This window comes from Streptomyces boetiae (genome assembly GCF_031845405.1).
GTDB lineage: Bacteria > Actinomycetota > Actinomycetes > Streptomycetales > Streptomycetaceae > Streptomyces > Streptomyces boetiae.
This window is the reverse complement of sequence record NZ_JAVREN010000015.1, coordinates 54440-79912: the sequence shown is the minus strand read 5'-3', so window position 1 is coordinate 79912 and position 25473 is coordinate 54440. Positions and strand designations below refer to the sequence as shown.

Sequence of the window (25473 nt, the reverse complement as noted above, 5' to 3'; positions counted from 1 at the left end):
TGTACAGACTGTTCATCGCGCGGGACAGCGCGACCGCACCGCGCACGAGGAGGCGTCGGCCATGACCATCGACGAGCTGGACGCGCGGCTGCTCGAACTCCTGGCCCGGCACCCGAGAATCACGGTGCTGGAGGCGTCCCGGCGGCTGGGCGTGGCCCGCGGCACGGCGCAGGCACGCCTGGAGAAGCTGATGGCGCGCGGGGTCATCCGCGGGTTCGGGCCGGACGTGGACCCGGCCGCGCTCGGCTACCCCGTCACCGCCTTCGCCACCCTGGAGATCCGCCAGGGCCAGGGCGAGCAGGTGCGCCGCCACCTCGCGGGCGTGCCCGAGGTGCTCGAACTGCACACCATCACCGGCGAGGGCGACATGCTCTGCCGCCTGGTGGCCCGCTCCAACGCCGACCTCCAGCGCGTGATCGACCGGGTGGTGGGCTTCGAGGGCATCCTGCGCTCCGCCACGGCCATCGTGATGGAGAACCCCGTGCCCGCACGGATCATCCCGCTGGTGCGCGCCGCCGCCCGGGACTGAACCGGCGGGCTCCCCGCCGATGGCCGCGCCCGGGCGGGGCGCTCACTCCGCGGCGGGCGGCCCGCCCGGCGGGGCCAGCAGCCCGCCCAGGCCGTCGGCCAGGTCCAGCCGTTCGCCCTCGGTCCCCGGCGGGACCAGCCGCAGGGTCCGCTCCAGCCAGGCCGAGACGGGCGCGGCCGGGGCGTACAGCAGGGCGTCGCCGTCCGGGGAGCACAGCGACAGCCAGATCACGCTGCGGCCCTCGGCCTTGCCGGGCCACACCCGCACGTCGCCCTGCCCGGCGGGGCGGAAGACGCCCTCGACCAGCAGTTCGCGGGCGAACGCCCAGTGCACGGGCGCCTCGGAGCCGAGGTGGAAGGTGGCGTGGACGGCGAAGGGGTCGTCGGTGCGGTAGCGCAGCAGCGCGGGGACGGGGACGCTGCGGGCGGGGGAGAGGACCAGGGCCAGGTCGAGTTCCCGCTCGATGGTGGTGTGCATGCGATGCGACCTCTTTTCCAGTTCTCTACGGTCTCTACGGTCGGGCCGGTGTCATCGGGTTCCGCGAGGGTGTAGAGGTGACGCACGCCGTTCCATTACGCGGGTTGGCGGAAATTTCCCGGGGGCCTCCGGCCGCAAGGGGGCGGGCGTGGCGAGTCGCCGCCGCCGGGGCCGGGACCTGCGGGGGAAGGCAGCCGTTGGCTAAGGTCCCTGCGGGGGAGGGGAGTCGCCCGGGCCCGCCCGGCGCGTACCATGCTTACCCCGTAGAGACGTGAGACCCGTAGGACCGCACGGACGAGGAGATTCGGATCCAATGAGCTCCCCACCCGCAGGCTCCCCGCCGTCTGGAAGCGCCGGCGGCGGACCGGGGCCGAATTGGTATCCGGACCCGTCCATCCCCGGCTACATCCGCTACTGGAACGGCACCTCCTGGGTGCCCGGCAGCAGCCGCCCCGAGCCCCGCGAGGGCGAGGCGCTGCCGACCCCGCCGGCCGGCGCCGCGGCCCCGCAGCCGGCCCCCGCCCCGGCCGTTCCGCCCGCGCGGGACGAGACCCAGCCCTTCTTCTTCGACGAGGAGGCCCCCGAGCCCGCGCCCCGCGCCGAGCCGGCCCCGAGCGGCGGCGCGCTGCCCGAGCTGCGTCAGCGAGGGGACGTGGCGCCCGTGCGCCGGGACACCGGCGAGGGGCAGCGGCTGACCTGGGGCTCCGACGAGGACGTCAGCACCTCTCCGGTGGCCGCCGCGGGACGGGTGGACCCGCGCGGCCAGTTCGGCCGCACCCCGGCCGATGGCTCGCCCGCCCCCGCCGCCCCGCCGGCCGCCTCGCTCCCGCCGGCCGCGACCCCCAGCCCGGCCCCGGCAGCCCCGCCGCCGGTGCCGCAGCCGACGCCGCCCGTGCCCCGGCAGCCCGAGCCGGCCGCCGTTCCCGAGCCGGACGCCCGGGAGGACACCGCCGCGCTGCGCCGCGCGGACCTGCCGCCCGCCGCCTCCTGGGAACGCCAGGTGCGCGACCTCGCGCAGCAGGCACCCGGACAGCCTCCCGCCCAGCCGGGCCCGGCCCAGCCCGTGGCCCCGCCCGCCGCCCAGCCGCCGGCGGCCGGCCCGCAGCAGGGCGTTCCGGCGCCGCAGCCCCACGTCCCCCCGCAGGCGAACGTCCCGCCCCAGGCCGGACCGGGCCAGGCCCAGGCGCCGCAGCCGGGCGTTCCCGCGCAGGGTGGCGCGCCCGCTCCCGGGTACGGCTACCCACCCCAGCAGGGCGCGGCGCCCGGGTACGGGTATCCGCACCAGCAGCCGGGCGTTCCCCCGCAGGGCGGGCAGGCGCCCGGCGGCTACGGGTACCCGCGGGAGCCGGCCGCGCAGTCGCCCTTCCTCCAGTCCCACCAGGGCTCGCCGCTGACCATGGTCGGCCAGTTCCAGGCACCCGAACAGGCGTACCCGGCGGGCCTGGGGCGGCGGCTGCTCGCGCGGGTGCTGGACGCGCTGCCGCCCGCCGCGGCGGCCGTGGTCATCGGCCTGCCGATGCTCTCGGACGCGCAGGACCACATCGACGCGCAGGTGGAGGCCGCCGAGCGGGCCGGGGTCAACGAGACGATCTGGCTGATCGACGGCACCACCGGCGGCTATCTGGCCGCCGTCCTCGGGGTGTTCCTCGGGGTGACCCTGCTGCTTGAGGCCCTGCCGATGGCGCTGTGGGGCACCACCCCGGGCAAGGCCCTGTGCCGCCTGAAGGTCCTCACGGTGGGGAACCAGGAGAAGCCGTCCTTCGGCGCGGCGCTGCTGCGCTGGCTGCTCTACCACCTGCTCGCGCTGGTGGCCGTCCTCGGCCTGGTCAGCCTGATCATGGGCGCCCGCGACCGGCCCTGGCGGCAGGCGTGGCACGACAAGGCCGTGGACACCTTCGTGGCCGGGGCCCGCAAGCCCGCCCCCGCCCAGCCCGCTCCTCCGGGAGCACCCGGCCGGGTCTAGCCCCGGCCCTTGCCCCGCCCGGCCCCCCGGCCCGTGGCCGGAAGCCCCTGTCACCTGCGGGAACGCCCCCGCCGCGGGCCTTCCGCCCGGGGGCGGGGGCCGTTGCGGCGGGCCGTCCCGGGATGCGGGCGGGGCGGGGCGGGGTTTGACTGGCGTCCATGAGCACCCAGCAGCCTCCGCCCGGCCCCGGCGGCGACCCGGACCGCGGTCCGGGCCGGCCCCCGGACGAGGCCGGGCTGCCCCACGCGCCCCCGCCCTCCGGCCCGTACGGCGCCCCCTACGGGAACAATCCCTACGGGGACGCCTCCGGCGCCGCCGACCCCCTGGCCGGCATGCCGCCGCTCGCGCCCCTGGGCCGCCGCCTGCTGGCGCGGATCATCGACGCCCTGCTGATCGGCATCCCCGTCACGCTGCTGCTGTGGCCCCTGGCCGGCGGCTACGACTTCGACGACCGGGGCGGCGGCGGCTCCTACACCCACCAGGCCGTCGTGCTGCTGGTGTACTTCGTCTACGAGGCCCTGATGCTCTCCGCGCGAGGGCAGACCGTGGGCAAGATGGCGATGCGCATCCGGGTGGCGATGCTGGAGAACGGCGCGGTCCCGCAGGGAAATCCGGCCTGGTACCGGGCGGCGGTGTACTCCCTGCCGCAGCTCGTGCCCTGCCTCGGCTTCGTCTTCTGGCTCGTCAACGTCCTCAGCTGCACCTGGGACAAGCCCTACCGGCAGTGCGTGCACGACAAGGCGGCCAGGACCGTGGTGGTCACCGCCGCCTGAGCCGGCCTGTCAGACCCCGGCCCCCCGGCGCCGCTCCGCCTCGCGCGGGCGCGCCGGGGCCTTCGTGCGCCCGGACGCGCGCCGCCCCGGGACGGCGGCTCCCACGGCGGCCCCGGTCAGCAGGGCGACGGCCGCCGCCGCGCCCAGGACCGGGCCCGGGGCGGAGGGCGCGAGGAGCAGCAGCGCCAGGGTGAGCGCGACGACCGTCACCGAGCCGTAGAGAAGCTGCGCGGGGGTCGGGTGCGGCATGGCGAATCCGTCCTGATCGGTCGTCACCGGGGCGTGCCGGCCACCGGGAGGCACGCGCGCGGCGGCGCCGGGCGACGGCTGAAGCGGCCTCACGGGCGTCGATGCCCGCGCCGGGCCTGAGGCAACCCCGGGCAGGCCCGCAGCCGGGAGCACGAGGGGCGCACGGGGTCATGTTCCTCCACACCGGCGCGTCGAATCAAGGTCTGTCTTTTCCCGCGCCACTCCTGTCGAATGCCTCCCGTCGGATCACTCCGTGCGCAGGGAGGACAGGCAACCGGTGACATCACATGGGACGAGGGGACAGCGCACCACCAGATCGACGGCCGCCCTGGCGACCGCGGCCGTGGCCGCCCTCGGCTGCGCGGTCCTGCTGCCGGCCGCCCCGGCCAACGCAAGCCCCCCGGCCGACCCGCCCGGCGGCGGCCCGCGGGGCGAGCGGCACCAGGACGCCACGCCGCACCTGGAGAACCCGCTGGCGGACAAGCAGCAGGCCCGCCGTCAACAGGCCCTCCAGCGGCTGGTGTCGGGCGAGGCGAGCCCGCGCGCCCTGGCCGGCTCGGACGTGGTCGAGCTGAGCGAGGGCGAGTTCGTGGAGGTGGCCACCACAGGCACCGACCGGATCTTCACGGTGCTGGTCGAGTTCGGCGACACCACGCACCCCGAGTACGGCGGCACTCCGGGCCCGCGCGTCAACGAGATCGCCGAGCCCGACCGTTCGCGGGACAACACCACCCTGTGGCGGGAGGACTTCGACCGCGGCTACTACGAGGACATCTACTACTCGGAGGACCCCCAAGTACCCTCCGTCCGCCAGTACTTCGAGAGCCAGTCCTCCGGCCGCTACACCGTCGAGGGCGAGGTCACCGACTGGGTGCGTGTCGAGCACAACGAGGCCCGCTACGGCACCAACTCCTGCGGGGACAACGTCTGCACCACCGTCTGGGACGCCGTCACCGACGGCGTCAACGCCTGGTACGAGACGCAGCGCGCGGCCGGCCGCACCCCCGAGCAGATCCGCGCGGACCTCGCGAGCTTCGACGTCGAGGACCGCTACGACCACGACGGCGACGGCGACTTCAATGAGCCGGACGGCTATCTGGACCACTTCCAGATCGTCCACGCCGGCGAGGACGAGTCGGCCGGCGGCGGCGCCCAGGGCGAGGACGCCATCTGGGCCCACCGCTGGTACGCCTTCCTGGACGAGATCGGGCAGACCGGGCCGGAGTTCAACCCGGCCGGGGGCACCCAGATCGCGGACACCGGCCTGTGGGTGGGGGATTACACGATGCAGCCCGAGAACGGCGGCGTCGGCGTCTTCGCCCACGAGTTCGCGCACGACCTGGGCCTGCCCGACCTGTACGACACGCAGGGCGGCGAGAACGGCACCGGCTTCTGGTCCGCGATGTCCTCCGGGTCCTGGCTGGGCCCCGGCGAGGAGACCATCGGCGAGCTGCCCAACGATCTCGGCCCCTGGGAGAAGCTGCAACTCGGCTGGCTGGACTACGAGGTGGCGCGCGCCGCGACCACCTCCACCCACCGGCTCGGCCCCTCCGCGCTGGCTTATCCCGGCGCCGCCTCCCGCGGCGGCCGGGACCGTGGCCGCCAGGCCCTCGTCGTGGAGCTGCCCGAGCGGACCGTCACCGAGGAGATCCACCCGCCCGCCGAGGGCGAGGCCCAGTGGTGGAGCGGCTCCGGCGACGACCTGGAGCACACCCTCACCCGCACCGTCGACCTCTCCGGCGCCTCCACCGCCTCCCTGGAGCTGACGGGCTGGTGGTCCATCGAGGAGGGGTACGACTTCCTCTACACCGAGATCTCGGCGGACGGCGGCGCCACCTGGACCGCGCTGGACGGCACGGCCGACGGCGCGCCGCTGCCCCGCGACGGCGCCGACCGGCCCGCGCTGACCGGCGAGTCCGGCGGCGACCTGCCGCTGGCGTTCCCCCTCGACGACTGGGCCGGCCAGGAGGTGAGCCTGCGCTTCCTGTACCGCACGGACGGCTCGACGGCCCAGACCGGGTTCACGGCCGACGCCCTGACGGTGACCGCGGACGGCCGCACGGTCTTCGAGGATGGCGCTGAGGGCGGCGCGGGCGACTGGGAGGCCGAGGGCTTCTCCGTCGTCGGCGGTTCGGTGACCGGCGAGTACGCGCAGTTCTACCTCGTGGAGAACCGCCAGTACACCGGCTGGGACCGCGTCCTGCGCACCGGCCCGTACAACTTCGTGGACACCGAGCGGCGCCCGGACTGGGTGGAGCACTTCCCGTACCAGAACGGCATGCTGGTCTGGCTCTGGGACACCTCCCAGCAGGACAACGACGTCAGCGCCCACCCGGGCGCCGGCCAGGTCCTGCCCGTGGACGCCCACCCCGAGGCCGAGCGGTGGAGCGACGGGACGGTGATCCGCAACCGCATCCAGACCCGCGACGCCGCGTTCAGCCGGTGGCCGACGCCGCGCCTGACCCTGCACCGCGACGGCGAGCCCACCCGCCTGCCCTCCCAGCCCGGCCGGCCGTACTTCGACGACCACCGCGGCACGTACTGGGACGAGGACAACCCGCTCGGCAGCGTCCGCGTCCCCGACACCAACACCCGCATCACGATCCTCAGCCAGCCGCTGGACCCGCTGCGCCCGCTCGTGGTCCGCGTCTCGCCCAGCGCCCGCTGAGGGCTCGCCGGCGCGGACGGCCGGCCGGGCCGCCCTGGCCCGGCCGGCCGTTTCCGTGGGTGAACGCCCGGCCACGGACCGTCGCGCCCCCGCGCCCGGCCAGGCGTATCCGCAGGTCAGCACCCTGCTCGGCGCCCGGCCTCGACGGGCGGCGGCCGGGCGGGTAAAGATGGCGGAGTCCTGTCCGCCCCCGGCGCCCGCAGCGAGAAGGTGACCCGACCCATGTCCGACGGAGGCTTCGTGAGGCTGCCCGACGGCAGCGTCGTCGTCGCGCTCACCCTGCCCAGGCCCGGCGCCCCGGCGCAGGCGGTCCGGGTCCTGGTCCACGCGGCGAACCGCCCCCGGGCGCTGACCCGGCTGCGGAACTTCGGCCTCCCGGCCGTCTACCTCCGCGGCAACGCCTCGCCTCCCACCCCGGACGAGATCTCGGCCGTGCTGCACCACCCCGAGGGCGTGGTCTGGCGGCCCGCCCGCACCGCCCCGCCCTGCACCGGCTGGCGCCCCATGGCCCGCCTCCTCCGCCCCCCGGCCGAGGCGGCCTGAGCGGGGGGCCGCCCCGGGCCATCCCCAGGCCATCCCCGGGACGGCCTCGGGCCGCCCGCCCAGCCGGTCGTACGGGCCCCGGGCCCGGACGGCCCGGCACGAGCCCGCTCACGCCCGCCGCGGACGTTCCCCCGTGCAGTCCGCGGCGGCGCGCCTCGCGGGGCGTCAGTCCGTGACCAGGACCGGCTCGCCCGTCAGCTCCACGCCCGCCTCGGACAGCTCGCGCAGGGCCGCCTCCACGGTCGGGCGGGCCACGCCCGCGGTCAGGCCGAGCAGCACGCGGGTCCGCAGGCCCGCTGCCACCGCGTCCAGGGCCGTGGCCCGCACGCAGTGGTCCGTGGCAATGCCCACCACGTCCACCGCGTCCACGTTCCGCGAGCGCAGCCAGTCGGCGAGGCCCGTGCCGTCGGGGTCCGTGCCCTGGAAGCCGCTGTAGGCGGCCGTGTACGCGCCCTTCTCGAAGACCGCCTCCACCGCGCCGGTCTCCACGGCGGCGGCGAAGTTCGGGTGGAAGTCCGCGCCCTCCGTGCCCGAGACGCAGTGCGGCGGCCAGGACGTGGCGTAGTCGGGCTCCTCGGAGAAGTGCTTGCCGGGCGAGATGTGGTGGTCGCGGGTGGCGACGACGTGCCGGTACGCCGGGGTGGCCGCGCCGATCAGGTCGGTGATGCGGGCCGCCACCTCCGCCCCGCCCGGGACCGCGAGGGAGCCGCCCTCGCAGAAGTCCCTCTGCACGTCGACGACGATCAATGCCTGCTGCATGACGGCGAACTCTCCTTCGTCGGAACGCTGGTGGATGGCCGCGGACCAGGGGCCCGCGCCCGAGCCTAGGCCGCGGCAGCCCCGGCGTACCGCGTCGGCAGGACCGGCTCGCCGGGCGAGAGCTGCGTGGCGGACAGGGGCAGCAGGCCGCGGGCGCGCACGTGCCGCTCGCGCGCCGCGTCCAGGCTCTCGCGGGCCACCGCCCGCCCGTCGCGCATCAGCTCCACGCCCAGGCGGCGGCGGGCCAGCTCCTCGGGGATCCGGCCGGTGCCCACCACCTCGGCCTCGGCCACGCCGTACTCGTCCAGCGGCCGGGCGGCCCACTTCTCGCCGCCGACGGACAGCTTCCCGCCCAGCGACTTCTTGGCCACCGGGACCAGCGGGGCCCGCGGGTCCTCCCCGGCGGCGCGGGCCACCAGCTTGTAGACCATCGAGCAGGTGGGGTGGCCGCTGCCGGTGACCAGCCGCGTGCCGACCCCGTAGGCGTCCACGGGGGCGGCGGCCAGCGAGGCGATGGCGTACTCGTCCAGGTCGCTGGTGACCACGATCCGGGTGTCCCGCGCGCCCAGCTCGTCGAGCTGCCGCCGCACCCGGTGGGCCACGACCAGCAGGTCGCCGGAGTCGATCCGCACCGCGCCCAGCTTGGGCCCGGCAACCTCAACGGCGGTGCGCACGGCCTCGGTGACGTCGTAGGTGTCCACCAGCAGCGTCGTGCCCGTGCCCAGGGACTCGACCTGGGCGGTGAACGCGTCGCGCTCCGAGTCGTGCAGCAGCGTGAAGGCGTGCGCGCTGGTGCCCACGGTCGGGATGCCGTAGCGGAAGCCCGCGGCCAGGTCCGAGGTCGAGGAGAAGCCGCCCACGTACGCGGCCCGGGCGGCGGCGACGGCGGCCAGTTCGTGCGTGCGCCGGGCGCCCATCTCGATCAGCGGGCGGCCCGCGGCGGCCACCGACATCCGCGAGGCGGCGGCGGCCACCGCCGAGTCGTGGTTGAGGATCGAGAGGATCACCGTCTCCAGCAGCACGCACTCGGCGAAGCTGCCCTCCACGGTGAGCACCGGCGAGCCGGGGAAGTAGACCTCCCCCTCGGGGTAGCCCCGGACGTTGCCCCGGAAGCGGAAGTCCGCCAGCCAGTCGAGCGTGGGCCGGTCCACCACGTTGGAGCGCTCCAGGAACGCCAGGAGCCCGGGCTCGAAGCGGAAGTTCTCCACCGCGTCCAGCACCCGGCCGGTGCCCGCCACCACGCCGTACCGACGGCCGGAGGGGAGGCGCCGGGCGAAGACCTCGAAGACGGAGCGGCGCTGCGCGGTGCCGGCGCGCAGCGCGGCCTGCACCATGGTCAGCTCGTACTGGTCGGTGAAGAGCGCGGTGGAGGGCACCGTGACCGGGAGCCCGTGCCGCGCCTCGTCCATCACATCCATGCCCCTAGCGTACACCGCATCTCGTCAGTTTGACGATATCTCGTGTCGGCCGTTTGGTCCCCGGGGCGGGGTTGGTGGCAGCATGGGGGGCGTGAGTGCCATCCCCATGGAGATCGAGCGCACGGAGTCGGACCAGGCGCCGGCCGGCGAGCCGGCCCCGGACGTCCCATGGGTCACGGTCGTCCACAACGACCCGGTGAATCTCATGAGTTATGTGACCTATGTCTTCCAGACCTATTTCGGCTACTCGAAGGACAAGGCCAAGAAGCTCATGCTGGACGTCCACCACAAGGGCCGCGCGATCGTCTCGCAGGGAACCCGTGAAGAAATGGAGCGCGACGTGCAGGCCATGCACGGCTACGGCCTGTGGGCGACCCTCCAGCAGGACCGCTGATGGCCGGGCACTTCGAGTCCGCGGGCGGCCCCGACGGCGGAGCGGCCATCGTTCTCGACGCCACCGAGATCTCCATTCTGCGCAGCCTGGCGACGCAGCTCCTCGAACTCATCGGCCCCGAGCCGGGTGGCCCGGAGCCGGCCGACCCGCTGGACGCGCTCTTCGCCGAAGGGCCCACCGAGCCGCCGGCCGACCCGGCGCTCGCGCGGCTCTTCCCCGACGCCTACGGGCAGCCGGGCGCGGCGGCGGACGAGGAGAGCCGGCGGCTGTCGGCGGAGTTCCGCCGCTTCACCGAGAGCGAGCTGCGCGCCCGCAAGCGCGAGGACCTCCTGGCCCTGGTCAGGGACCTGGACTCGGTCGCCTCCGAGGCGCGGGCCGCGGGCGAGGAGGGGGCGGTGCTGACGCTGAAGCCGGAGGAGTCGCGGCGCTGGCTCGGCGGGCTGAACGACCTGCGCCTGGCGATCGGCGCCCGCCTGGGCCTCAAGGACGACGAGGGCACCGAGGCCCTGCTCGACCTGCCGGACGACGCCCCGGAGAAGCCCGTGGCCATCGCCTTTCTCTGGCTGGGTTCGCTGCAGGAGTCCCTCATCGGGACGATGGCGCCATAACCTCCGCCATTTCAGTGAATAATCATCATAATATGACTTAGGGAATCCCCTGTCGGGTGATCCGGCCGCATGATAGGAAAAGCGGAATTCTTTTCCTGCCCACCGGCCCATCCACCCCGAGGGGGACGCATGGCGAGCGGAACGTCGTGGACCGATGAGATCGACGAGGCCGTCAACAGCGTTTTCGAGCCGGTCCGGGACGTGCTCACCGACGTGGTCTTCTACGAGGTGCCCGTCCTGGGCGGCGACTTCCCGCTGATCGTCGGCTGGCTGGTGCTGGCCGGGCTCGTCTTCACCGCCTCCTTCGGATTCCTCCAGTTCCGCCGCCTGGGCACCGCGCTGCGGCTGGTCCGCGGCCGGTACGAGCAGCCGGACGCCCCCGGCGAGGTCAGCCACTTCCAGGCGCTCACCTCCGCCGTCTCCGGCACGGTCGGCCTGGGCAACATCGCCGGCGTCGCGATAGCCGTCTCCATCGGCGGCCCCGGCGCCACGTTCTGGATGATCGTGTGCGGGCTGCTGGGCATGGCCACCAAGTTCACCGAGTGCACGCTGGGCGTGAAGTACCGCGAGATCGACGCCTCGGGCCGGGTCTCGGGCGGCCCGATGCACTACCTGCGCAAGGGGCTGGCCGAGCGCGGACTGCCCAACCTGGGGCGGGCGCTGGCCTGGCTGTCGGCCGTGATGATCCTGTTCTTCGCCTTCTTCGGCGGCAACCTCTTCCAGGTCAACCAGAGCCTGGAGCAGTTGGCCACCGCCACCGAGGACCACACCGCGTTCTTCGGCGAGTCCGGCGGGGCGCTGCTCTTCGGGGCCCTGGTCGCCGCCCTGGCCGCCGCGGTGCTGCTGGGCGGCATCCGCGCCATCGGCCGTGTCACCAGCCGCCTCGTTCCCGCGATGGCCATCCTCTACGTCATCGCCTGCCTGCTGGTGATCGGCTTCAACGCCCCTGACCTGCCCGACGCGTTCGGCGCCATCCTCAGCGGGGCGTTCGCCCCCGAAGGCGTCGCCGGCGGCCTGGTCGGCGCGCTGATCATGGGCTTCCAGCGGGCGGCCTTCTCCAACGAGGCGGGCGTCGGCTCGGCGCCCATCGCCCACGCCGCCGTGAAGACCAAGCGCCCGGCCACCGAGGGCCTGGTCGCGCTGATCGAGCCCTTCCTCGACACCGTGGTCATCTGCACCATGACCGCCCTGACCATCGTGATCGCCGGCGGCCCGGCCTACCTGGAGGCCCGGGACACCGCGGCGGCCGGCGGCGAGATCGGCGGCACCACGGCCGGGATCTCCATCACCTCGGACGCCTTCGAGACGGCGCTTCCGTGGTTCCCCGCCGTGCTCACCCTCGCCGTCTTCCTCTTCGCCTTCTCGACGATCATCACCTGGGGCTACTACGGGCAGCAGGCGTGGGGCCATCTCTTCGGCGCGGGCCGCGTCGCCGGGACCGTCTACAAGGTCCTCTTCTGCCTGATGATCATGGTCGGCACGCTGCTCTCCCTGGGCACCCTCGTCGACCTCGCGGACGCCTTCCTCTTCATGGCCGCCGTCGCCAACATCATCGGCCTCTACCTGCTGACCCCCGTCGTCCGGCGGGAGCTGCGCAAGGTGCTGGTATACGTCGCCCGGCGGGACGCGGGGGAGACCGACGAGGTCATCGAGGCCGACGAGGCGGCGGCCGAGGCCGCGGGAGACATCACCCTCGCCAAGTGACCGCCCCCGGGGCTCCTCAAGGGCGGCCTTTAGGCTGGCCGCATGCTGACCATCACCCAGGAGCTGCGCGACCGGATCGTGGCCCACGCCCGCGCGGACCACCCCGACGAGGCGTGCGGGGTCGTCGCCGGGCCGGCCGGCAGCGACCGCCCGGAGCGGTTCGTGCCGATGCTCAACGCGGCCCGGTCCCCGACGTTCTACGAGTTCGACTCCGGCGACCTGCTGCGCCTGTACCGGGAGATGGACGACCGGGACGAGGAGCCGGTGGTCATCTACCACTCCCACACCGCCACCGAGGCGTACCCCTCGCGCACCGACATCTCCTACGCCAACGAGCCCGGCGCGCACTACGTGCTGGTCTCCACCGCGGAGTGCGGCAACGACGAGGGCCCGGTGTCCTTCCGCTCGTTCCGCATCGTGGACGGCCAGGTGACCGAGGAGGAGGTGCGGATCGTCGCGGAGCTGCCGCAGGCCCCCGGGGCCGCCGGTTCCGAGACGGGAACGTCCGGATGATGAACGTCGGGCCGGGGCGCCGAACGGGAATCGATACGATGAATCCATGGTTCTCCACGGCGTGAGTGACGCATCAACGCGCGGCGCCCCGCGCGTGCCCGGTCCGCGCCGCCTGCCGAGCCGCCTCGCCGGCGCCGTGTGTCCCGCGACGCGTTGATTCAGCCGCAGCCGCCCGATACCGACAAACCCCGACGTTCCGTCCTCATCCTGGAGCTTCCATGGCCATCGAGGTCCGCATCCCGACCATCCTCCGCAGCTACACCGACGGCGCGAAGGCCGTCGAGGGCGCCGGCGGGACCATCGCCGAGCTGTTCACGGACCTCGACGCCCACCACCCGGGCATCCGGGAGCGGCTGGTCGAGGGCGAGGAGCTGCGCCGCTTCGTCAACGTCTACCTCAACGACGAGGACGTCCGCTTCCTGGACGGCATCGCCACCAAGCTGACCGACGGGGACAGCGTCACCATCCTGCCCGCGGTCGCCGGGGGCGCGGGCTGATGCGCTTCGACTCTCCGCTCGCGGCGGTCGGCAACACGCCCCTGGTCCGGCTGCCGCGGCTCTCGCCCTCCGAGTCCGTGCGGATCTGGGCGAAGCTGGAGGATCGCAACCCGACCGGCTCGGTCAAGGACCGCCCCGCGCTGTTCATGATCGAGCAGGCCGAGAAGGACGGCCGGCTCACCCCCGGCTGCACCATCCTGGAGCCCACCTCGGGGAACACCGGCATCTCGCTCGCCATGGCGGCCCGCCTCAAGGGGTACCGCATCGTGTGCGTCATGCCGGAGAACACCTCCGAGGAGCGGCGGCAGCTCCTGGCCATGTGGGGCGCGGAGATCATCTCCTCGCCCGCGGCCGGCGGCTCCAACACCGCCGTGCGGGTCGCCAAGGAGCTGGCCGCCGAGCACCCCGACTGGGTGATGCTGTACCAGTACGGGAACCCCGACAACGCCGGCGCCCACTACGCCACCACCGGCCCCGAGATCCTGGCCGACCTGCCCTCCGTCACCCACTTCGTCGCCGGGCTGGGCACCACCGGCACGCTGATGGGCGTCGGCCGCTACCTGCGCGAGCACCGGCCCGGGATGCGGATCGTCGCCGCCGAGCCGCGCTACGACGACCTGGTCTACGGCCTGCGCAACCTCGACGAGGGCTTCGTCCCCGAGCTGTACGACGAGTCGGTCCTCACCACCCGCTTCTCCGTCGGCTCCGCCGACGCCGTCGCCCGCACCCGCGAACTGCTGTCCCAGGAGGGCATCTTCGCGGGCGTCTCCACCGGCGCCGCGCTGCATGCCGCGATCGGCGTCGGGCGCCGCGCCGCCGCGGCGGGCGAGGACGCCGACATCGTCTTCGTCGTCGCCGACGGGGGCTGGAAGTACCTCTCCACCGGCATCTACACCGCCTCCTCCACCGAGGAGGCCGTCGCCCGGCTCCACGGCCAGCTCTGGGCCTGAACGCCCGCCCGGGCCCCAACGCTCCCGCTCCCGCCGGGCGCCCGCCCGGCGGGAGGCCGCCGCCTCACCCTGAGTGTCCGCGGGGCGACGTAGAGTCGTAGTGTGACTGTGCGTAGCTACTCGATTCCCCAGCCGGCCGCCGACCGGCCCGTCTGGAGCCGGATCACCGCCCGCGACTCCCTGGCCCGGCGCCTGGACTGGCCGCTGATGACGGCGGCCGGCACCCTCTCCATCCTCGGCACCCTGCTGGTGTACTCGGCCACCCGCGGCCGCATGGACCTGAACAACGGCGAGCCCGAGTTCTTCCTCGTCCGGCACTTCTTCAACGTCTGCGTCGGCGCCGGCCTGGCCGCGGTCATGGTCTGGCTGGGCCACGTCCGCCTGCGCACCGCCGTGCCCGTGCTCTACGGCCTCTCCCTGCTGCTGTCCGTGCTCGTCCTCAGCCCCCTCGGCTCGACGGTCAACGGCTCCCGGAGCTGGATCCAGCTCGGCGGCGGCTTCGCCTTCCAGCCCTCCGAGCTGGTCAAGGTCGGCGTGGTGCTGGCCATGGCCACGCTGCTGTCCGCCTCGCTGGAGAGCGACGCCCGGCACGGGCCCGACACCCGGGCCGTGCTGCACGCCCTGGCCGTGGCCGCCGTCCCCGCCGTCCTGATCATGCTCACCCCCGACGTCGGCCAGACCATGGTCATCGCCGCCATCGCCATCGGCGCGCTGGCCGCCGCCGGCACCGGCCGGCGCTGGATCCTGGGCCTGCTTGGCCTCGGCGTCGCCGGCGCCCTCGCGGTCTGGCAGATCGGCCTCCTCGACGAGTACCAGATCAACCGCTTCGCCGCCTTCGCCAACCCCGCCCTCGACCCCGCCGGCGTGGGGTACAACACCAACCAGGCCCGGATCGCGATCGGTTCGGGCGGCCTGACGGGCCAGGGGCTCTTCCACGGCAGCCAGACGCTGGGTCAGTTCGTGCCCGAGCAGCACACCGACTTCATCTTCACCGTCGTCGGGGAGGAGCTGGGCTTCGTCGGCGCCGGCGCCGTCATCCTCCTCATCGGCACCCTGCTGTGGCGCGGCTGCCGCATCGCCCTGCACGCCCCCGACCGGTACGGCACGATCGTCGCCGCCGGCATCGTGACGTGGATCGCCTTCCAGAGCTTCCAGAACATGGGCATGGCCCTGGGCATCATGCCCGTCACCGGCCTGCCCCTGCCGTTCCTCTCCTATGGCGGCTCCTCGATGTTCGCGATCTGGATCGCGGTGGGCCTCCTGCTGGCCATCCACGTTCGCTCCCGCACCCGGATGTGACCGCGCCCACGGCCCCTTCGCGAGCCCCAGGAGAGTTGACCTGTGACCCTCGACACTGACCGGACAACACGTCAGCCGCGCCGGAGTCGCACCCGCTGCGGACGCGGTCCCCCGCGCTGGTGATTCCGCCCACAACGGGGGCCCTGCAAGGCGCACCGGGGGCCGTTGCGACTTACAGTCGTTCGAACCCCACCACGGAGGTTCCCCCTTCCATGAAGCTCACCGTCGTCGGCTGTTCGGGGTCATTCCCGTCCGCGGACTCGGCCTGCTCCAGCTACCTCATCGAGGCTGAGGGCTACCGGCTCCTCCTGGACATGGGCAATGGCGCCCTCGGCGAGCTCCAGAAGTACTGCGGTCTCTACGACGTCGACGCGGTGGCGATCAGCCATCTCCACCCGGACCACTGCATCGACATGTGCGTGTACTTCGTCGCCCGCTACTACCGCTTCGACGGCGGGCGTTGCGACCCCATCCCGGTCTACGGCCCCGAGGGCACCGAGCAGCGGCTGATCACCGCCTACGCCGACACCCCCTCGGAGAAGGCGATGAGCGAGGTCTTCGACTTCCGCACCCTCACCCCCCGCACCGAGCTGAAGCTGGGCCCGCTGACCGTGCGCGCCGACCGCGTCACCCACCCCGTGGAGACCTACGGCTTCCGCGTCGAGCACGACGGCCGCTCCCTGTGCTACTCCGGCGACAGCGGCCGGTGCGACACCCTCTCCGAGCTGGCCGCGGACGTGGACCTCTTCCTGTGCGAGGCCTCCTTCACCCACGGCAAGGAGGACCTCCCCGAGGTGCACCTCAACGGCCGCGAGGCCGGCGAGTGCGCCGCCCGCGCCGGCGCCGAGCGCCTCGTCCTCACCCACATCCCGCCCTGGACCGACGCCCAGGTCAACCTCTGCGACGCCAAGGCGGCCTTCGGCGGCCCCGTCGAACTCGCCCGCCCCGGCGCGGTGTACGAGATCTGAGGCCCGCCGCCGCGAGCCGGCCCCGCCGGGCCGGGGGATAGGCTCGCCCCCATGTCTCGCATCGACGGCCGCGCGCCCGACCAGCTCCGCCCCGTCCGGATCGAACGCGGCTGGAGCAAGCACGCCGAAGGCTCGGTCCTCGTCTCCTTCGGAGACACCCGCGTGCTGTGCACGGCCAGCGTCACCGAGGGCGTCCCCCGCTGGCGCCGGGGCTCGGGCGAGGGCTGGGTCACCGGCGAGTACGCCATGCTGCCCCGCGCCACCAACACCCGCGGCGACCGCGAGTCGGTCCGCGGCCGGATCGGCGGGCGCACCCACGAGATCTCCCGCCTCATCGGCCGCTCCCTGCGCGCCGTCATCGACTTCAAGGCCCTGGGCGAGAACACCGTCGTCCTGGACTGCGACGTCCTCCAGGCCGACGGCGGCACCCGCACCGCCGCCATCACCGGCGCCTACGTGGCCCTGGCCGACGCCGTGGCCTGGGCCCAGCGCGGCAAGCTGATCCGGTCCAAGGCCCAGCCGCTCACCGGCGCGGTCTCCGCCGTCAGCGTCGGCATCGTCGCCGGGGTTCCCCTCCTCGACCTGGCCTACGAGGAGGACGTCCGCGCCGAGACCGACATGAACGTCGTCTGCACCGGCGACGGCCGCTTCGTCGAGGTGCAGGGCACCGCCGAGGGCGAGCCGTTCCGCCGCGCCGAGCTGGACGCCCTCCTCGACCTTGCCGTCGCCGGCTGCGCGCAGCTCACCACCGCCCAGCAGGCCGCCCTGGCCTCCGGCGTCCCGGGCCAGGACGGAGCGTGACGGGCGCGACAGCCGCCCGCCGCCCCTGACCGGTAGCGCGGGCGGAGCGGCGGGTAGGACGGGTACGAAGAAGCACGGGCACCGACAGGGGAGGACAGCCTCATGGCCACGCCCACGAAACGCACCAGGAGCCGCAGACCGGCCGCGGTCGCGGCGGCCCTCGCCGCCGGCGTGCTGCTGAGCGGCGCCGCGGCCAGCGGCTGCGACCTCCAGGCGGCCGTGGACTGCGCCCGCCTCGCGGTCGAGGTCACCGAGAGCGCCCAAGTGCTGGAGCAGGCCGCCCAGGCCGAGGACCCGCAGGCCGTGGTGGACGCCGCGGACTCCGTCAACCGCGAGGTTCAGGAGCTGCGCGACGAGGTCGGCGACGCAGACGTCCGCGAGGCCGCCGACTCCGTCCTGGAGGCCGCCGAGAACATCGGCGCCAGCGCCGAGGCCGGCACCGTCCCCGACCTCACGCCGCTCCTCGACGCCACCGACGAGCTGAGCGAGGCCTGCACCCCGTAGCGCCCGCGCCGAGGGGCCGGTCCGGCAGGGCCGGCCCGCTCCGGATAATGGGACGCATGCGAACCACCCGCCTGGTGCTGGCCACCCGCAACGCCCACAAGGTCACCGAGCTGCGCGCCATCCTGGCCGCCGCCGACCCGGCCCGCCCCGGCCTCGAACTCGTCGGCGCCGACGCGTTCCCCGAGGTCCCCGACGTCAAGGAGACCGGCGTCACCTTCGCGGAGAACGCCCTGCTGAAGGCGCACGCCCTCGCCCGTGCCACCGGCCTGCCCGCCATCGCGGACGACTCCGGCCTGTGCGTGGACGTCCTCGGCGGCGCCCCCGGCATCTTCTCCGCCCGCTGGGCCGGGCGGCACGGCGACGACGCCGCCAACCTGAACCTGCTGCTGGCCCAGCTCTCCGACGTCCCCGACGAGCACCGCGGCGCCCACTTCGCCTGCGCAGCCGCCCTCGCCCTCCCCGACGGCACCGAGCGGGTCACCGAGGGCCGCCTGACCGGCACCCTGCGCCGCGCCGCCTCCGGCGAGGGCGGCTTCGGCTACGACCCGGTCCTCCAGCCCGAGGGCGAGGAGCGCACCTGCGCCGAGCTGTCCCCGGAGGAGAAGAACGCCATCAGCCACCGCGGCCGGGCCTTCCGCGCCCTCGCCCCGCTGATCGCCTCCCTCGTTCCCGCCGACGGCCCCCTCGCGTAGGGCGGGCTAGGCCCGGTCGGGGCCGGTGAGGTAGGCGGAGACGACCACGTTCGCGGAGTACGCCCCCGACTCCCGGTCGAAGGAGCCGCCGCAGGTGATCAGCCGCAGCTCCGCCTCCCCGTCCAGGCGCGGGCCGTAGACGTGCTCCGCGTCGAACTCCTCGCGCTCCACCACCTCGACCTCGCTCACCGTGAACTCGGCCAGGCTGCCGTCCTCCCGCGTGACGCGGACCGTGTCCCCCTTCTCCACCGTGCTCAGGGCGTAGAAAACGGCCCGCTGGGTCTCGGTGTCCACGTGCCCCACCAGCACCGCCGCGCCCTCGGCGCCCGGGGTCGGCCCGCCCTCGTACCAGCCGGCCACCCCGGGCTCCTCGAACGGCGGCGGGTCCACGCCGCCCGTGGCGTCCACGCCCCGGGGGATCACGTCCGCGAGCACGCCGATCCGGTCGATCTCCACGACGCTCGGGGGCGCGTTCCCCTCCAGCGGCTCGGCGGCCTCCGGCAGCCCGTCGACGCCGGGCCCGGCCGGGGAGGAGCTGCCGCCGAACAGCCCGCCCGGGACGGGCCCGCCGGACAGCTCCCCCGCCCACAGCACCAGGGCCAGCGCCAGCAGGCCCCAGGCGATTACCGGGAGCGCGCGGCCCGGGCGGGCCGCGCCGGGCTCCCCGGCCCCGGCCACTAGTCCGCCCGGGAGCGCAGCCGCCGGACGCCGAACACGGAGCCGCCCAGCAGCGCCACGGAGAGGACGGCCAGCCCGGCCGTTCCGCCCGACGCCTCGTCCTCTTCCCGCTCCTGCGCCATCGCGCCGCCCCCGGCCCGCACGGGCGCGGTCGGCAGCATCGGCGCCTCGCCGCTGTGGCCGACGGGCAGTTCGCCGTGCGCGCCCCGCCCGGACCCGGCGTGGCCACGCCCCGCCTCGTGCCCGGCCCGCGCGGCGGAGTCCTGCTGATGGCCGCTTCCCTGGTGACCCTGGCCGGAGTGGTGCCCCTGCTCGTGACCCTGGCCGGGCGCGTGTCCACCCTGCCGGTGGCCCGGGTCCTGGCCGGGGGCGTGTCCCCGGCCCTGCTGGTGGTGTTCCTGCTGGTGGCCCGGCTGCTGGTGGCCGCCCTGGCCGTGGCCGGGCTGCGGGGCGGCGCCCTGCGCGTGTCCCTGGCTGGGAGCGTGGCCGTCGTGCCCGTGCCCGGCGCCGGAGCCCTGTGCGGGCGGGGGCGCCTGGCCCTGCTCGTGCGCGGGCTGGTGCTGCCCCGACTCGCCCGGCGCCTGGCCGTGCTCGGGGGCCGCCTGCTGATGCTCGGGCGCGGGGGCCTGTGCCTGGCCGCCGCCCGGCGCGGGGGCCGCGCCCGGCTCGCCGCCCTGCGCCTGCCCGGCGCCGGGCTCCTGCGGCCCGGCCGACTCGCCCTCCGGCTGCGCGTGCTCGGCGGCACCCGCGCCGGGCGCGGCCTCGCGGCCCTCGGCGCTCCCTTCCGCCGGCTGCTGCCCCGGCTCAGCGCCCTGGGTGCCCTCCGCGGGCTGGGCGTTCTCACCCTGACTGCCTTGCGGCGGAGCCTCGTTGCCGCCCTCCGGCGCCTGCCCCTCGGACTGCGGGCCCTCCGCGGCACCCTCCGCGCCCCCGGCGTTCCCCTCCGCCGGCTGATCACCGGGTTGCGCGGCCCCGGCCGCCGCGCCGCCCTCGGCGGGTCCCCCGGCGGCGCCGGCCTGTTCCTCCGCCTGCGCCTCGCCGCCTTCGGCGGCCGGCCCCTCGGCCGTACCTTCCTCAGCGGCCTCAGCCCCGGCCTCGGCTTCGCCGCCGGCCCCAGCGCCGGCGTTCGCCCCGGCGTCCGCGTCGGCCGCCGGACCCGTGATGATCAGGCGCCCGGTTATCTCCTCCTCCGCGCCCTCGCATCGCACCTCGATCGGGTGCACGCCCGGCTCCACGGCCTCGTCCACCGTGGCCGTGCCGCTCAGGCCCTCGCCCTCGCCGGGCGCCAGGTCCGCGTCGGCGGCGAACCCGGCCGAACCGGCCGTGCCCTCCCCGGCCGCGCACCCCGGCACGGTCAGCCGCACCTCGTCCCCGGGCCGGGGGCTCACCGGATCGACCCGGACCCCGGGGTCGACGGGTTCCTCAACGCCCGCGGCGGGCGCGGCCGTGGCCACCACCCCCGCGGCTGTGCACACCAGGACGGACAGGAGTCGAGTGCGGACGCGGATACGGGCACTTCGGGGGACAGGCATGGCAAACCTCCGGAGACTGCGGAGACTTCCGGAATGATCAACGGTCGTCGTTACCGTCGAACATCCCCCGCCCCGCCGTCCCCCGCATCCGCTGCGCCCTCGCACTCACCCCAATGAGGAGGACATCCCCCCTCGGGGGGACCCCGCCCGGCGCGGGGCGACCCGGACCGCGTCAGATCCTGTCGATCAGATCCGCGATCGAGTCCGCCACGGCCGAGGGCCGGAACGGATAACGGTCGATCTCCTCCGGCCTGGTCAGGCCGGTGAGCACGAGGAAGGTCTCCATCCCCGCCTCCAGACCGGCCAGCACGTCGGTGTCCATCCGGTCCCCGATCATCGCGCTGGTCTCCGAGTGCGCGCCGATCATGTTCAGGCCCGTCCGCATCATCAGCGGGTTCGGCTTGCCCACGAAGTACGGCTCGCGGCCGGTGGCCTTGGTGATCAGCGCCGCCACCGAGCCGGTGGCCGGCAGCGCGCCCTCCGCCGAGGGCCCGGTGTGGTCGGGGTTGGTCGCGATAAACCGCGCCCCGTCGTTGATCAGCCGGATCGCCTTGGTCAGCGCCTCGAAGCTGTACGTCCGGGTCTCGCCCAGCACCACGTAGTCGGGCGCCTGGTCGCTGAGGACGTACCCGACGTCGTGCAGGGCCGTGGTCAGCCCCGCCTCGCCGATCACGTACGCGCTGCCGCCGGGACGCTGGATGTCCAGGAACTGGGCGGTGGCCAGCGCCGAGGTCCAGATCGCCTCGACGGGCACGTCCAGGCCCATCCGGGCCAGCCGGGCATGCAGATCCCGGCGCGTGTAGATGGAGTTGTTCGTCAGGACCAGGAACGGCTTGCCCGACTCCCGCAGCCGCTTCACGAAGCGGTCCGCGCCGGGGACGGGCACGCCCTCGTGGATCAGCACGCCGTCCATGTCGGTCAGCCAGGACTCGATGGGCTTTCTCTCCGCCACGTCGATCGGCTCCTTACGCGTTCTCTCCTCGGGCCTGTGCGGGCCTGTGCGGGCCTGTGCGGACCTACGGGGACTGGAGGCCCAGGTCCTTGATCAGCTTGGCGACGTGCCCGGTGGCCCGGACGTTGTAGAGCGCCCGCTCCACCTTCCCCTCCCCGTCCACGATCACCGTGGAGCGGATGACGCCGGTGACGGTCCTGCCGTACATCGTCTTCTCGCCGAAGGCCCCGTACGCCCGCAGTGTCTCCTTCTCCGGGTCGCTGACCAGCGTGACCCGCAGGTCCTCCTTGGTGCGGAACTTCGCCAGCTTCTCCGGGGCGTCCGGCGAGACGCCGATCACGTCGTACCCGGCCCCGGCCAGCAGCTCCAGGTTGTCGGTGAAGTCGCAGGCCTGCTTGGTGCAGCCCGGGGTGAGCGCGGCGGGGTAGAAGTACACGATGACCCGGCGGCCGGCGTGGTCGGCCAGCGACACCGGCTTGCCGTCGGCATCCGGCAGCGTGAAGGCGGGCGCCGGGTCCCCCGGCTGCAAACGGGCGCTCATGTTCGTTCCTCCTGGTGGCAGTCTTCCGCCGCCCAGCCTAAACGGGGTATCCGGCGAGCAGCCCGATCCGGGAACTGAGAGACTGTGCGGTAACCCCGGCCGGTCCGGGGTCATCTTCGCAGCGGCGTGTGGACGATGGAGGCGTGAGCGTGCCGGAAGCACCTTCGGAAATCGAGGCCCGGATCGTCCGGCGGCGGGAGGAACTCGCGGCGACCCTGGAGGAGATCGGGGTCCGCGTCCATCCCAGCACCATCGTGGGCGACGCCAGGGCCCGCCTGGCCGCGACCGTCGACCAGTCCGTGGGCCGCGCGTTCGTCGCGGTGAACCAGGCGGTCAGCGGCGTCCGCGCCCAGCTTGTCTCGCCCGACGGCGCGCCCCGCCTGGACCGCGTGGTCCCGGCCGTCGTGCTCACCGTCGCCCTGGCCGGCCTCTTCGTCCGCTCCTCCCGGCGCCGCCGCCGCTAACGGCCCCGCTCGCGGTCGCAACGACCCCAAGATCCTGAGATACGGTCATCACGTGAGTTCGCAACCCGCCCCCACCCACGACAAGCTGCCCATCCGGATGCTGCACGACCGGGTCCTCGTCAGGGCCGACACGGCCGAGGGCGAGCGCAGGTCCTCCGGGGGCATCGTCATCCCGGCGACGGCCCAGGTAGGCCGCCGGCTTGACTGGGCCGAGGTGGTGGCCGTCGGGCAGAACGTCCGCACCGTCGAGCCGGGCGACCGTGTGCTCTACGACCCCGAGGACCGCGCCGAGGTCGAGGTCCGCGGCGTCTCCTACCTGCTGATGCGCGAGCGCGACCTCCACGCGGTGGCCGCGGAGCGCCTCCAGGGCACCGGCGACTCGACGGGCCTGTACCTGTAGCGCGGCGCGCCCCGGCGCCTGTGCCTGGCCGGCTCCCGCTGAGCGACGGAGCGTCCAACGCCCCAGCGTGGCCCGCCGCCACCCCCCTGGCCCGGCCGAACGGCCCCGCCGCGGGCGTTGCGCCGCGTCCGCCACGGGCGCCGGCCCCGCGCGTTCACGACGGCCGTTCAGCCGGACGTTCGCCCCAACCGCCACGACCGGCGCTCACCCCGGGGCCGGGCCTCGCTCACTCCCGCTGGGAGGTCCAGCCCGGTACGAAGCGCCATACGCCGTCCACCGGCTCCGCCGGGGGCGGCGACTCCTCCGGTGGTGGGGAGGGGGAGCCGCCCTCCGGCGGAGCCTCGCCGGTCGGGGGGCCCGGGGGCGGGGAGTTCGCGGGTGGCGTCGGCGGCCCGGTGCGGCCGGGCTCGGGCGAGCCCGTGGGACCGCCGGACGGCGAGGGCTCCTCCTCGCGGTCGCGCTCCCGCTCCCGCCGCTCACGCTCGCCCCGCTCACGCCCGCCCGGCGAGACCTCGGGAATCCGCCCCACGCCATCGAGCTCGAAGTCCCGCTCCGGCTCGCCCCGCAGTGCCTCCGCCGTGTACTGGCCCCAGATCTGCGCCGGGAAGCCGCCGCCGCTGACCCGCTCCAGGCCCGCCGCCCCGTACATCTCCTTCTGCTCCCCGGTCTCCGAGTCTTGCCCGAACACCCCGACGACGGTGACCAGTTCGGGCGTATACCCCGCGAACCAGGCCGCCCGGTCCTGCTCCGCCGTCCCCGTCTTGCCCGCCGCCGGGCGCCCCGCCGACCGGGCCGCCGCGCCGGTGCCCGCCTCCACCACGCTCCGCAGCACCGCCGTCGTCCCGTCCGCCGCCTCCCGGGAGATGACCCGCTCCGCCTCCGCCTCCGGCAGCGGCAGGCTCCGCCCGCCGTCCCGGACCTCGGACACCAGCACGGCGGGGCGGTGCGTGCCGTGCGCGGCCAGCGTCGCGTACGCCTCCGCGAGATCCAGCGTGCTCGGCGTCGCCGTGCCCAGGGAGATCGCGCCCTGCGAGCCCTCGAGTCCGGGCGTCTCCTCGGGAATGCCCAGGGCCACCGCCGTCTCCCGCACCCGCCCGGGTCCCACGTCCGCGCCCATCTGCGCGAAGACGGAGTTCACCGAGTCGTCCATCGCCTCCGTGACGGTGATCGTGCCGAAGTCCTCGTCCCCCTCGTTCTCCGGGGACCAGCCCGAGCCCTCCCCGTCCCGGCCGATCACCTCCCGGCCGCTGTCCCCGTCGTACTCCGTGGCCGGGCCGATCCGCTCCCCGTCCTGGTTCTCCGCGTCGTGCTCCAGCGCCGCGGCGTAGACGAACGGCTTGAACGTCGAGGCCGCCTGGTAGTCGCGGCGGGTGGCGTTGTTGACGAACTGCCGCGTGTAGTCCCGGCCCCCGTACATCGCCACCACCCGCCCGGTCTCCGCCTCCACCGAGGTCGCCCCCGCCCGCACCCACGCGTCCGGCTCGCGCTCCGGGTCCAGCGCGCTCTCCAACTGCTCGTCGACGGCCCGGGTCAGCGCCTCCTGGTGGTCCGGGTCGATCGTGGTGGTGATGCGCAGGCCGCCCTCCGCGAGCCGGTCGGCGTCCACGATGCCGTGCTCCTCCAGGTACGCCTTGACCGCCTCCACCAGGTAGCCGCGCTCCCCGGACAGGCCCGGTGTGGGCGTCACCGGGTCGGGCTCGGGGAACTCCATGTCCGCACGGCGCCGTTCGGCCAGCCAGCCCTCCGAGACCATGCCGTTCAGCACGTAGTCCCAGCGGTCCTCGGCCGCGGCGCGGTTCTGCGGGTTGACCCGCACGTCGTAGGCGTTGGGGGCGTTCAGCAGGGCCGCGAGGTAGGCGCCCTCGGCCGTGCTCAGCTCCGCGGCGTCCTTGCCGTAGTAGGCCTGGGCGGCGGACTGGATGCCGTAGGCGTTGCGGCCGAAGTAGCTGGTGTTCAGGTAGCCCTGGAGGATGTCGTCCTTGCTCACCTCGCGGCCCAGCTTCACCGCGATGAACATCTCCTTGACCTTGCGGGTGACCGTCTGCCGCTGGTCCAGGTAGTAGTTCTTGACGTACTGCTGGGTGATCGTGGAGCCCGACTGGCGGCCCTCGCCGCGCGCCATGTTCCACGCCGCGCGCACCATCGCCGTCACGTCCACGGCCGGATCGTGGTAGAAGTCCCGGTCCTCGGCCGCCAGCACCGCGCGCCGCACGTGGGAGGGGACCTCGGACAGGGGGACGTTCTCCCGGTTCACCTCGCCCACGCGGGCCAGCTGGGAGCCGTCGGCGTACAGGTAGACGTTGCTCTGCGCCGCGGCGGCCGTCTTCGGCTCGGGGATCTCCACCAGCAGGTAGCCCGCGACCAGCGCGGCCATCAGCGCCACCGTGCCCAGCAGCAGCGCCGCGAGCGCCGTGCGCCAGCGGGGCAGCAGCCGGCGCCAGCCCCGGCGCGGGGCCCGCCGCCTCCCGGCCGTGCCCCGCGGCTCCCACCCCGGCCAGCGGTCCGCGCCCGGCTCCCATCCGCCGCCGTGCGCGCCCCGGCGCGCGCCTCGCTCCTCGCTCACGGTGTGGTCGCCCGTCCTCACTGTCCGACGCGGG

General features: G+C 74.6%; 27 protein-coding genes. 18 read left to right on the top strand and 9 right to left on the bottom strand.

Annotated elements, in window-relative coordinates:
* Window positions 1–61 precede the first annotated feature (61 nt).
* Window positions 62–529: an Lrp/AsnC family transcriptional regulator gene (locus RM780_RS12835; RefSeq protein ID WP_311630789.1), complete on the top strand. Its 468-nt coding sequence runs from the start codon at window positions 62–64 to the stop codon at window positions 527–529.
* Window positions 530–571: 42 nt separating this feature from the next.
* On the opposite strand, the gene RM780_RS12830 is transcribed toward RM780_RS12835, so the two are convergent.
* Window positions 572–1006, bottom strand: a complete 435-nt coding sequence (locus RM780_RS12830; RefSeq protein WP_311630788.1) for an SsgA family sporulation/cell division regulator — start codon at window positions 1004–1006, stop codon at window positions 572–574.
* A gap of 313 nt (window positions 1007–1319) precedes the next feature.
* Between RM780_RS12830 and RM780_RS12825 the strand changes: the two genes are divergently transcribed.
* Together RM780_RS12825 and RM780_RS12820 are read left to right on the top strand one after the other, a co-directional pair.
* A complete protein-coding gene (locus tag RM780_RS12825) occupies window positions 1320–2969 on the top strand; it encodes an RDD family protein (RefSeq protein ID WP_311630787.1) in 1650 nt (549 codons plus the stop codon).
* Window positions 2970–3127: 158 nt separating this feature from the next.
* On the top strand, window positions 3128–3742 hold the full coding sequence (locus tag RM780_RS12820; RefSeq protein WP_311630786.1) for an RDD family protein: 615 nt from the start codon (window positions 3128–3130) through the stop codon (window positions 3740–3742).
* Between the two features lie 9 nt (window positions 3743–3751).
* Here RM780_RS12820 and RM780_RS12815 read toward each other — a convergent pair whose 3' ends face one another.
* Window positions 3752–3991, bottom strand: coding sequence for a hypothetical protein (locus RM780_RS12815; RefSeq protein ID WP_311630785.1), 240 nt, complete (start codon window positions 3989–3991; stop codon window positions 3752–3754).
* Window positions 3992–4268: 277 nt separating this feature from the next.
* Between RM780_RS12815 and RM780_RS12810 the strand changes: the two genes are divergently transcribed.
* Both RM780_RS12810 and RM780_RS12805 read left to right on the top strand, forming a co-directional pair.
* A complete protein-coding gene (locus tag RM780_RS12810) occupies window positions 4269–6659 on the top strand; it encodes an immune inhibitor A domain-containing protein (protein ID WP_311630784.1) in 2391 nt (796 codons plus the stop codon).
* Window positions 6660–6881: 222 nt separating this feature from the next.
* Window positions 6882–7202 (top strand): hypothetical protein, encoded by a 321-nt coding sequence (locus RM780_RS12805; RefSeq protein WP_311630783.1) that lies wholly within the window; start codon window positions 6882–6884, stop codon window positions 7200–7202.
* A 165-nt stretch (window positions 7203–7367) separates the two neighbouring features.
* Here the strand turns inward: RM780_RS12805 and RM780_RS12800 are convergent, their stop codons facing one another.
* Both RM780_RS12800 and RM780_RS12795 read right to left on the bottom strand, forming a co-directional pair.
* Window positions 7368–7961 carry an isochorismatase family protein gene (locus RM780_RS12800; protein ID WP_311630782.1) on the bottom strand — a complete coding sequence of 198 codons (594 nt, stop codon included), beginning with the start codon at window positions 7959–7961 and terminating at the stop codon, window positions 7368–7370.
* 65 nt (window positions 7962–8026) lie between these two features.
* A complete protein-coding gene (locus tag RM780_RS12795; RefSeq protein WP_311630826.1) occupies window positions 8027–9370 on the bottom strand; it encodes a nicotinate phosphoribosyltransferase in 1344 nt (447 codons plus the stop codon).
* Window positions 9371–9461: 91 nt separating this feature from the next.
* Between RM780_RS12795 and clpS the strand changes: the two genes are divergently transcribed.
* From clpS to rdgB, 11 genes are all read left to right on the top strand, one after another.
* The gene (gene clpS / locus RM780_RS12790; protein ID WP_311630781.1) at window positions 9462–9773 is read left to right on the top strand and encodes an ATP-dependent Clp protease adapter ClpS; all 312 of its coding nucleotides are present in this window, start codon (window positions 9462–9464) and stop codon (window positions 9771–9773) included.
* Entirely contained in the window at window positions 9773–10381 is a 609-nt protein-coding gene (locus RM780_RS12785) for a DUF2017 domain-containing protein (RefSeq protein WP_311630780.1), read from the top strand. Before clpS ends, RM780_RS12785 begins: the two co-directional genes overlap by 1 nt.
* 129 nt (window positions 10382–10510) lie before the next feature.
* Window positions 10511–12085 carry an alanine/glycine:cation symporter family protein gene (locus RM780_RS12780; protein WP_311630779.1) on the top strand — a complete coding sequence of 525 codons (1575 nt, stop codon included), beginning with the start codon at window positions 10511–10513 and terminating at the stop codon, window positions 12083–12085.
* 42 nt (window positions 12086–12127) lie between these two features.
* Window positions 12128–12598, top strand: coding sequence for a M67 family metallopeptidase (locus RM780_RS12775; RefSeq protein ID WP_311630778.1), 471 nt, complete (start codon window positions 12128–12130; stop codon window positions 12596–12598).
* A 218-nt stretch (window positions 12599–12816) separates the two neighbouring features.
* Window positions 12817–13095 carry a MoaD/ThiS family protein gene (locus RM780_RS12770; protein WP_311630777.1) on the top strand — a complete coding sequence of 93 codons (279 nt, stop codon included), beginning with the start codon at window positions 12817–12819 and terminating at the stop codon, window positions 13093–13095.
* Complete coding sequence (locus RM780_RS12765) at window positions 13095–14045, top strand: PLP-dependent cysteine synthase family protein (RefSeq protein WP_311630776.1); 951 nt, start codon at window positions 13095–13097, stop codon at window positions 14043–14045. The genes RM780_RS12770 and RM780_RS12765 overlap by 1 nt, the downstream gene beginning before the upstream one ends.
* A 102-nt stretch (window positions 14046–14147) precedes the next feature.
* Window positions 14148–15344 carry a rod shape-determining protein RodA gene (rodA, locus tag RM780_RS12760; protein WP_311630775.1) on the top strand — a complete coding sequence of 399 codons (1197 nt, stop codon included), beginning with the start codon at window positions 14148–14150 and terminating at the stop codon, window positions 15342–15344.
* Window positions 15345–15556: 212 nt separating this feature from the next.
* Window positions 15557–16312, top strand: a complete 756-nt coding sequence (locus RM780_RS12755; RefSeq protein WP_311630774.1) for an MBL fold metallo-hydrolase — start codon at window positions 15557–15559, stop codon at window positions 16310–16312.
* A gap of 51 nt (window positions 16313–16363) precedes the next feature.
* Window positions 16364–17113: a ribonuclease PH gene (rph, locus tag RM780_RS12750; protein WP_311630773.1), complete on the top strand. Its 750-nt coding sequence runs from the start codon at window positions 16364–16366 to the stop codon at window positions 17111–17113.
* Between the two features lie 102 nt (window positions 17114–17215).
* Entirely contained in the window at window positions 17216–17617 is a 402-nt protein-coding gene (locus RM780_RS12745) for a hypothetical protein (protein WP_311630772.1), read from the top strand.
* 56 nt (window positions 17618–17673) lie between these two features.
* Complete coding sequence (gene rdgB / locus RM780_RS12740; RefSeq protein ID WP_311630771.1) at window positions 17674–18309, top strand: RdgB/HAM1 family non-canonical purine NTP pyrophosphatase; 636 nt, start codon at window positions 17674–17676, stop codon at window positions 18307–18309.
* 6 nt (window positions 18310–18315) lie between these two features.
* Here rdgB and RM780_RS12735 read toward each other — a convergent pair whose 3' ends face one another.
* The 4 genes from RM780_RS12735 to bcp form a co-directional block, all read right to left on the bottom strand.
* Window positions 18316–18987, bottom strand: coding sequence for a class F sortase (locus RM780_RS12735; RefSeq protein WP_311630770.1), 672 nt, complete (start codon window positions 18985–18987; stop codon window positions 18316–18318).
* Window positions 18987–20519, bottom strand: coding sequence for a hypothetical protein (locus RM780_RS12730; protein ID WP_311630769.1), 1533 nt, complete (start codon window positions 20517–20519; stop codon window positions 18987–18989). Before RM780_RS12730 ends, RM780_RS12735 begins: the two co-directional genes overlap by 1 nt.
* Before the next feature lie 172 nt (window positions 20520–20691).
* Window positions 20692–21471 (bottom strand): HAD-IIA family hydrolase, encoded by a 780-nt coding sequence (locus tag RM780_RS12725; protein ID WP_311630768.1) that lies wholly within the window; start codon window positions 21469–21471, stop codon window positions 20692–20694.
* Window positions 21472–21535: 64 nt separating this feature from the next.
* Complete coding sequence (bcp, locus tag RM780_RS12720) at window positions 21536–22012, bottom strand: thioredoxin-dependent thiol peroxidase (RefSeq protein ID WP_311630767.1); 477 nt, start codon at window positions 22010–22012, stop codon at window positions 21536–21538.
* 143 nt (window positions 22013–22155) lie between these two features.
* Between bcp and RM780_RS12715 the strand changes: the two genes are divergently transcribed.
* Window positions 22156–22476: a DUF3618 domain-containing protein gene (locus RM780_RS12715; RefSeq protein ID WP_394812952.1), complete on the top strand. Its 321-nt coding sequence runs from the start codon at window positions 22156–22158 to the stop codon at window positions 22474–22476.
* Window positions 22477–22573: 97 nt separating this feature from the next.
* Entirely contained in the window at window positions 22574–22876 is a 303-nt protein-coding gene (locus RM780_RS12710; RefSeq protein ID WP_311630825.1) for a GroES family chaperonin, read from the top strand.
* A gap of 226 nt (window positions 22877–23102) precedes the next feature.
* Here RM780_RS12710 and RM780_RS12705 read toward each other — a convergent pair whose 3' ends face one another.
* Window positions 23103–25439 (bottom strand): transglycosylase domain-containing protein, encoded by a 2337-nt coding sequence (locus RM780_RS12705; RefSeq protein ID WP_311630765.1) that lies wholly within the window; start codon window positions 25437–25439, stop codon window positions 23103–23105.
* Window positions 25440–25473: the final 34 nt, after the last annotated feature.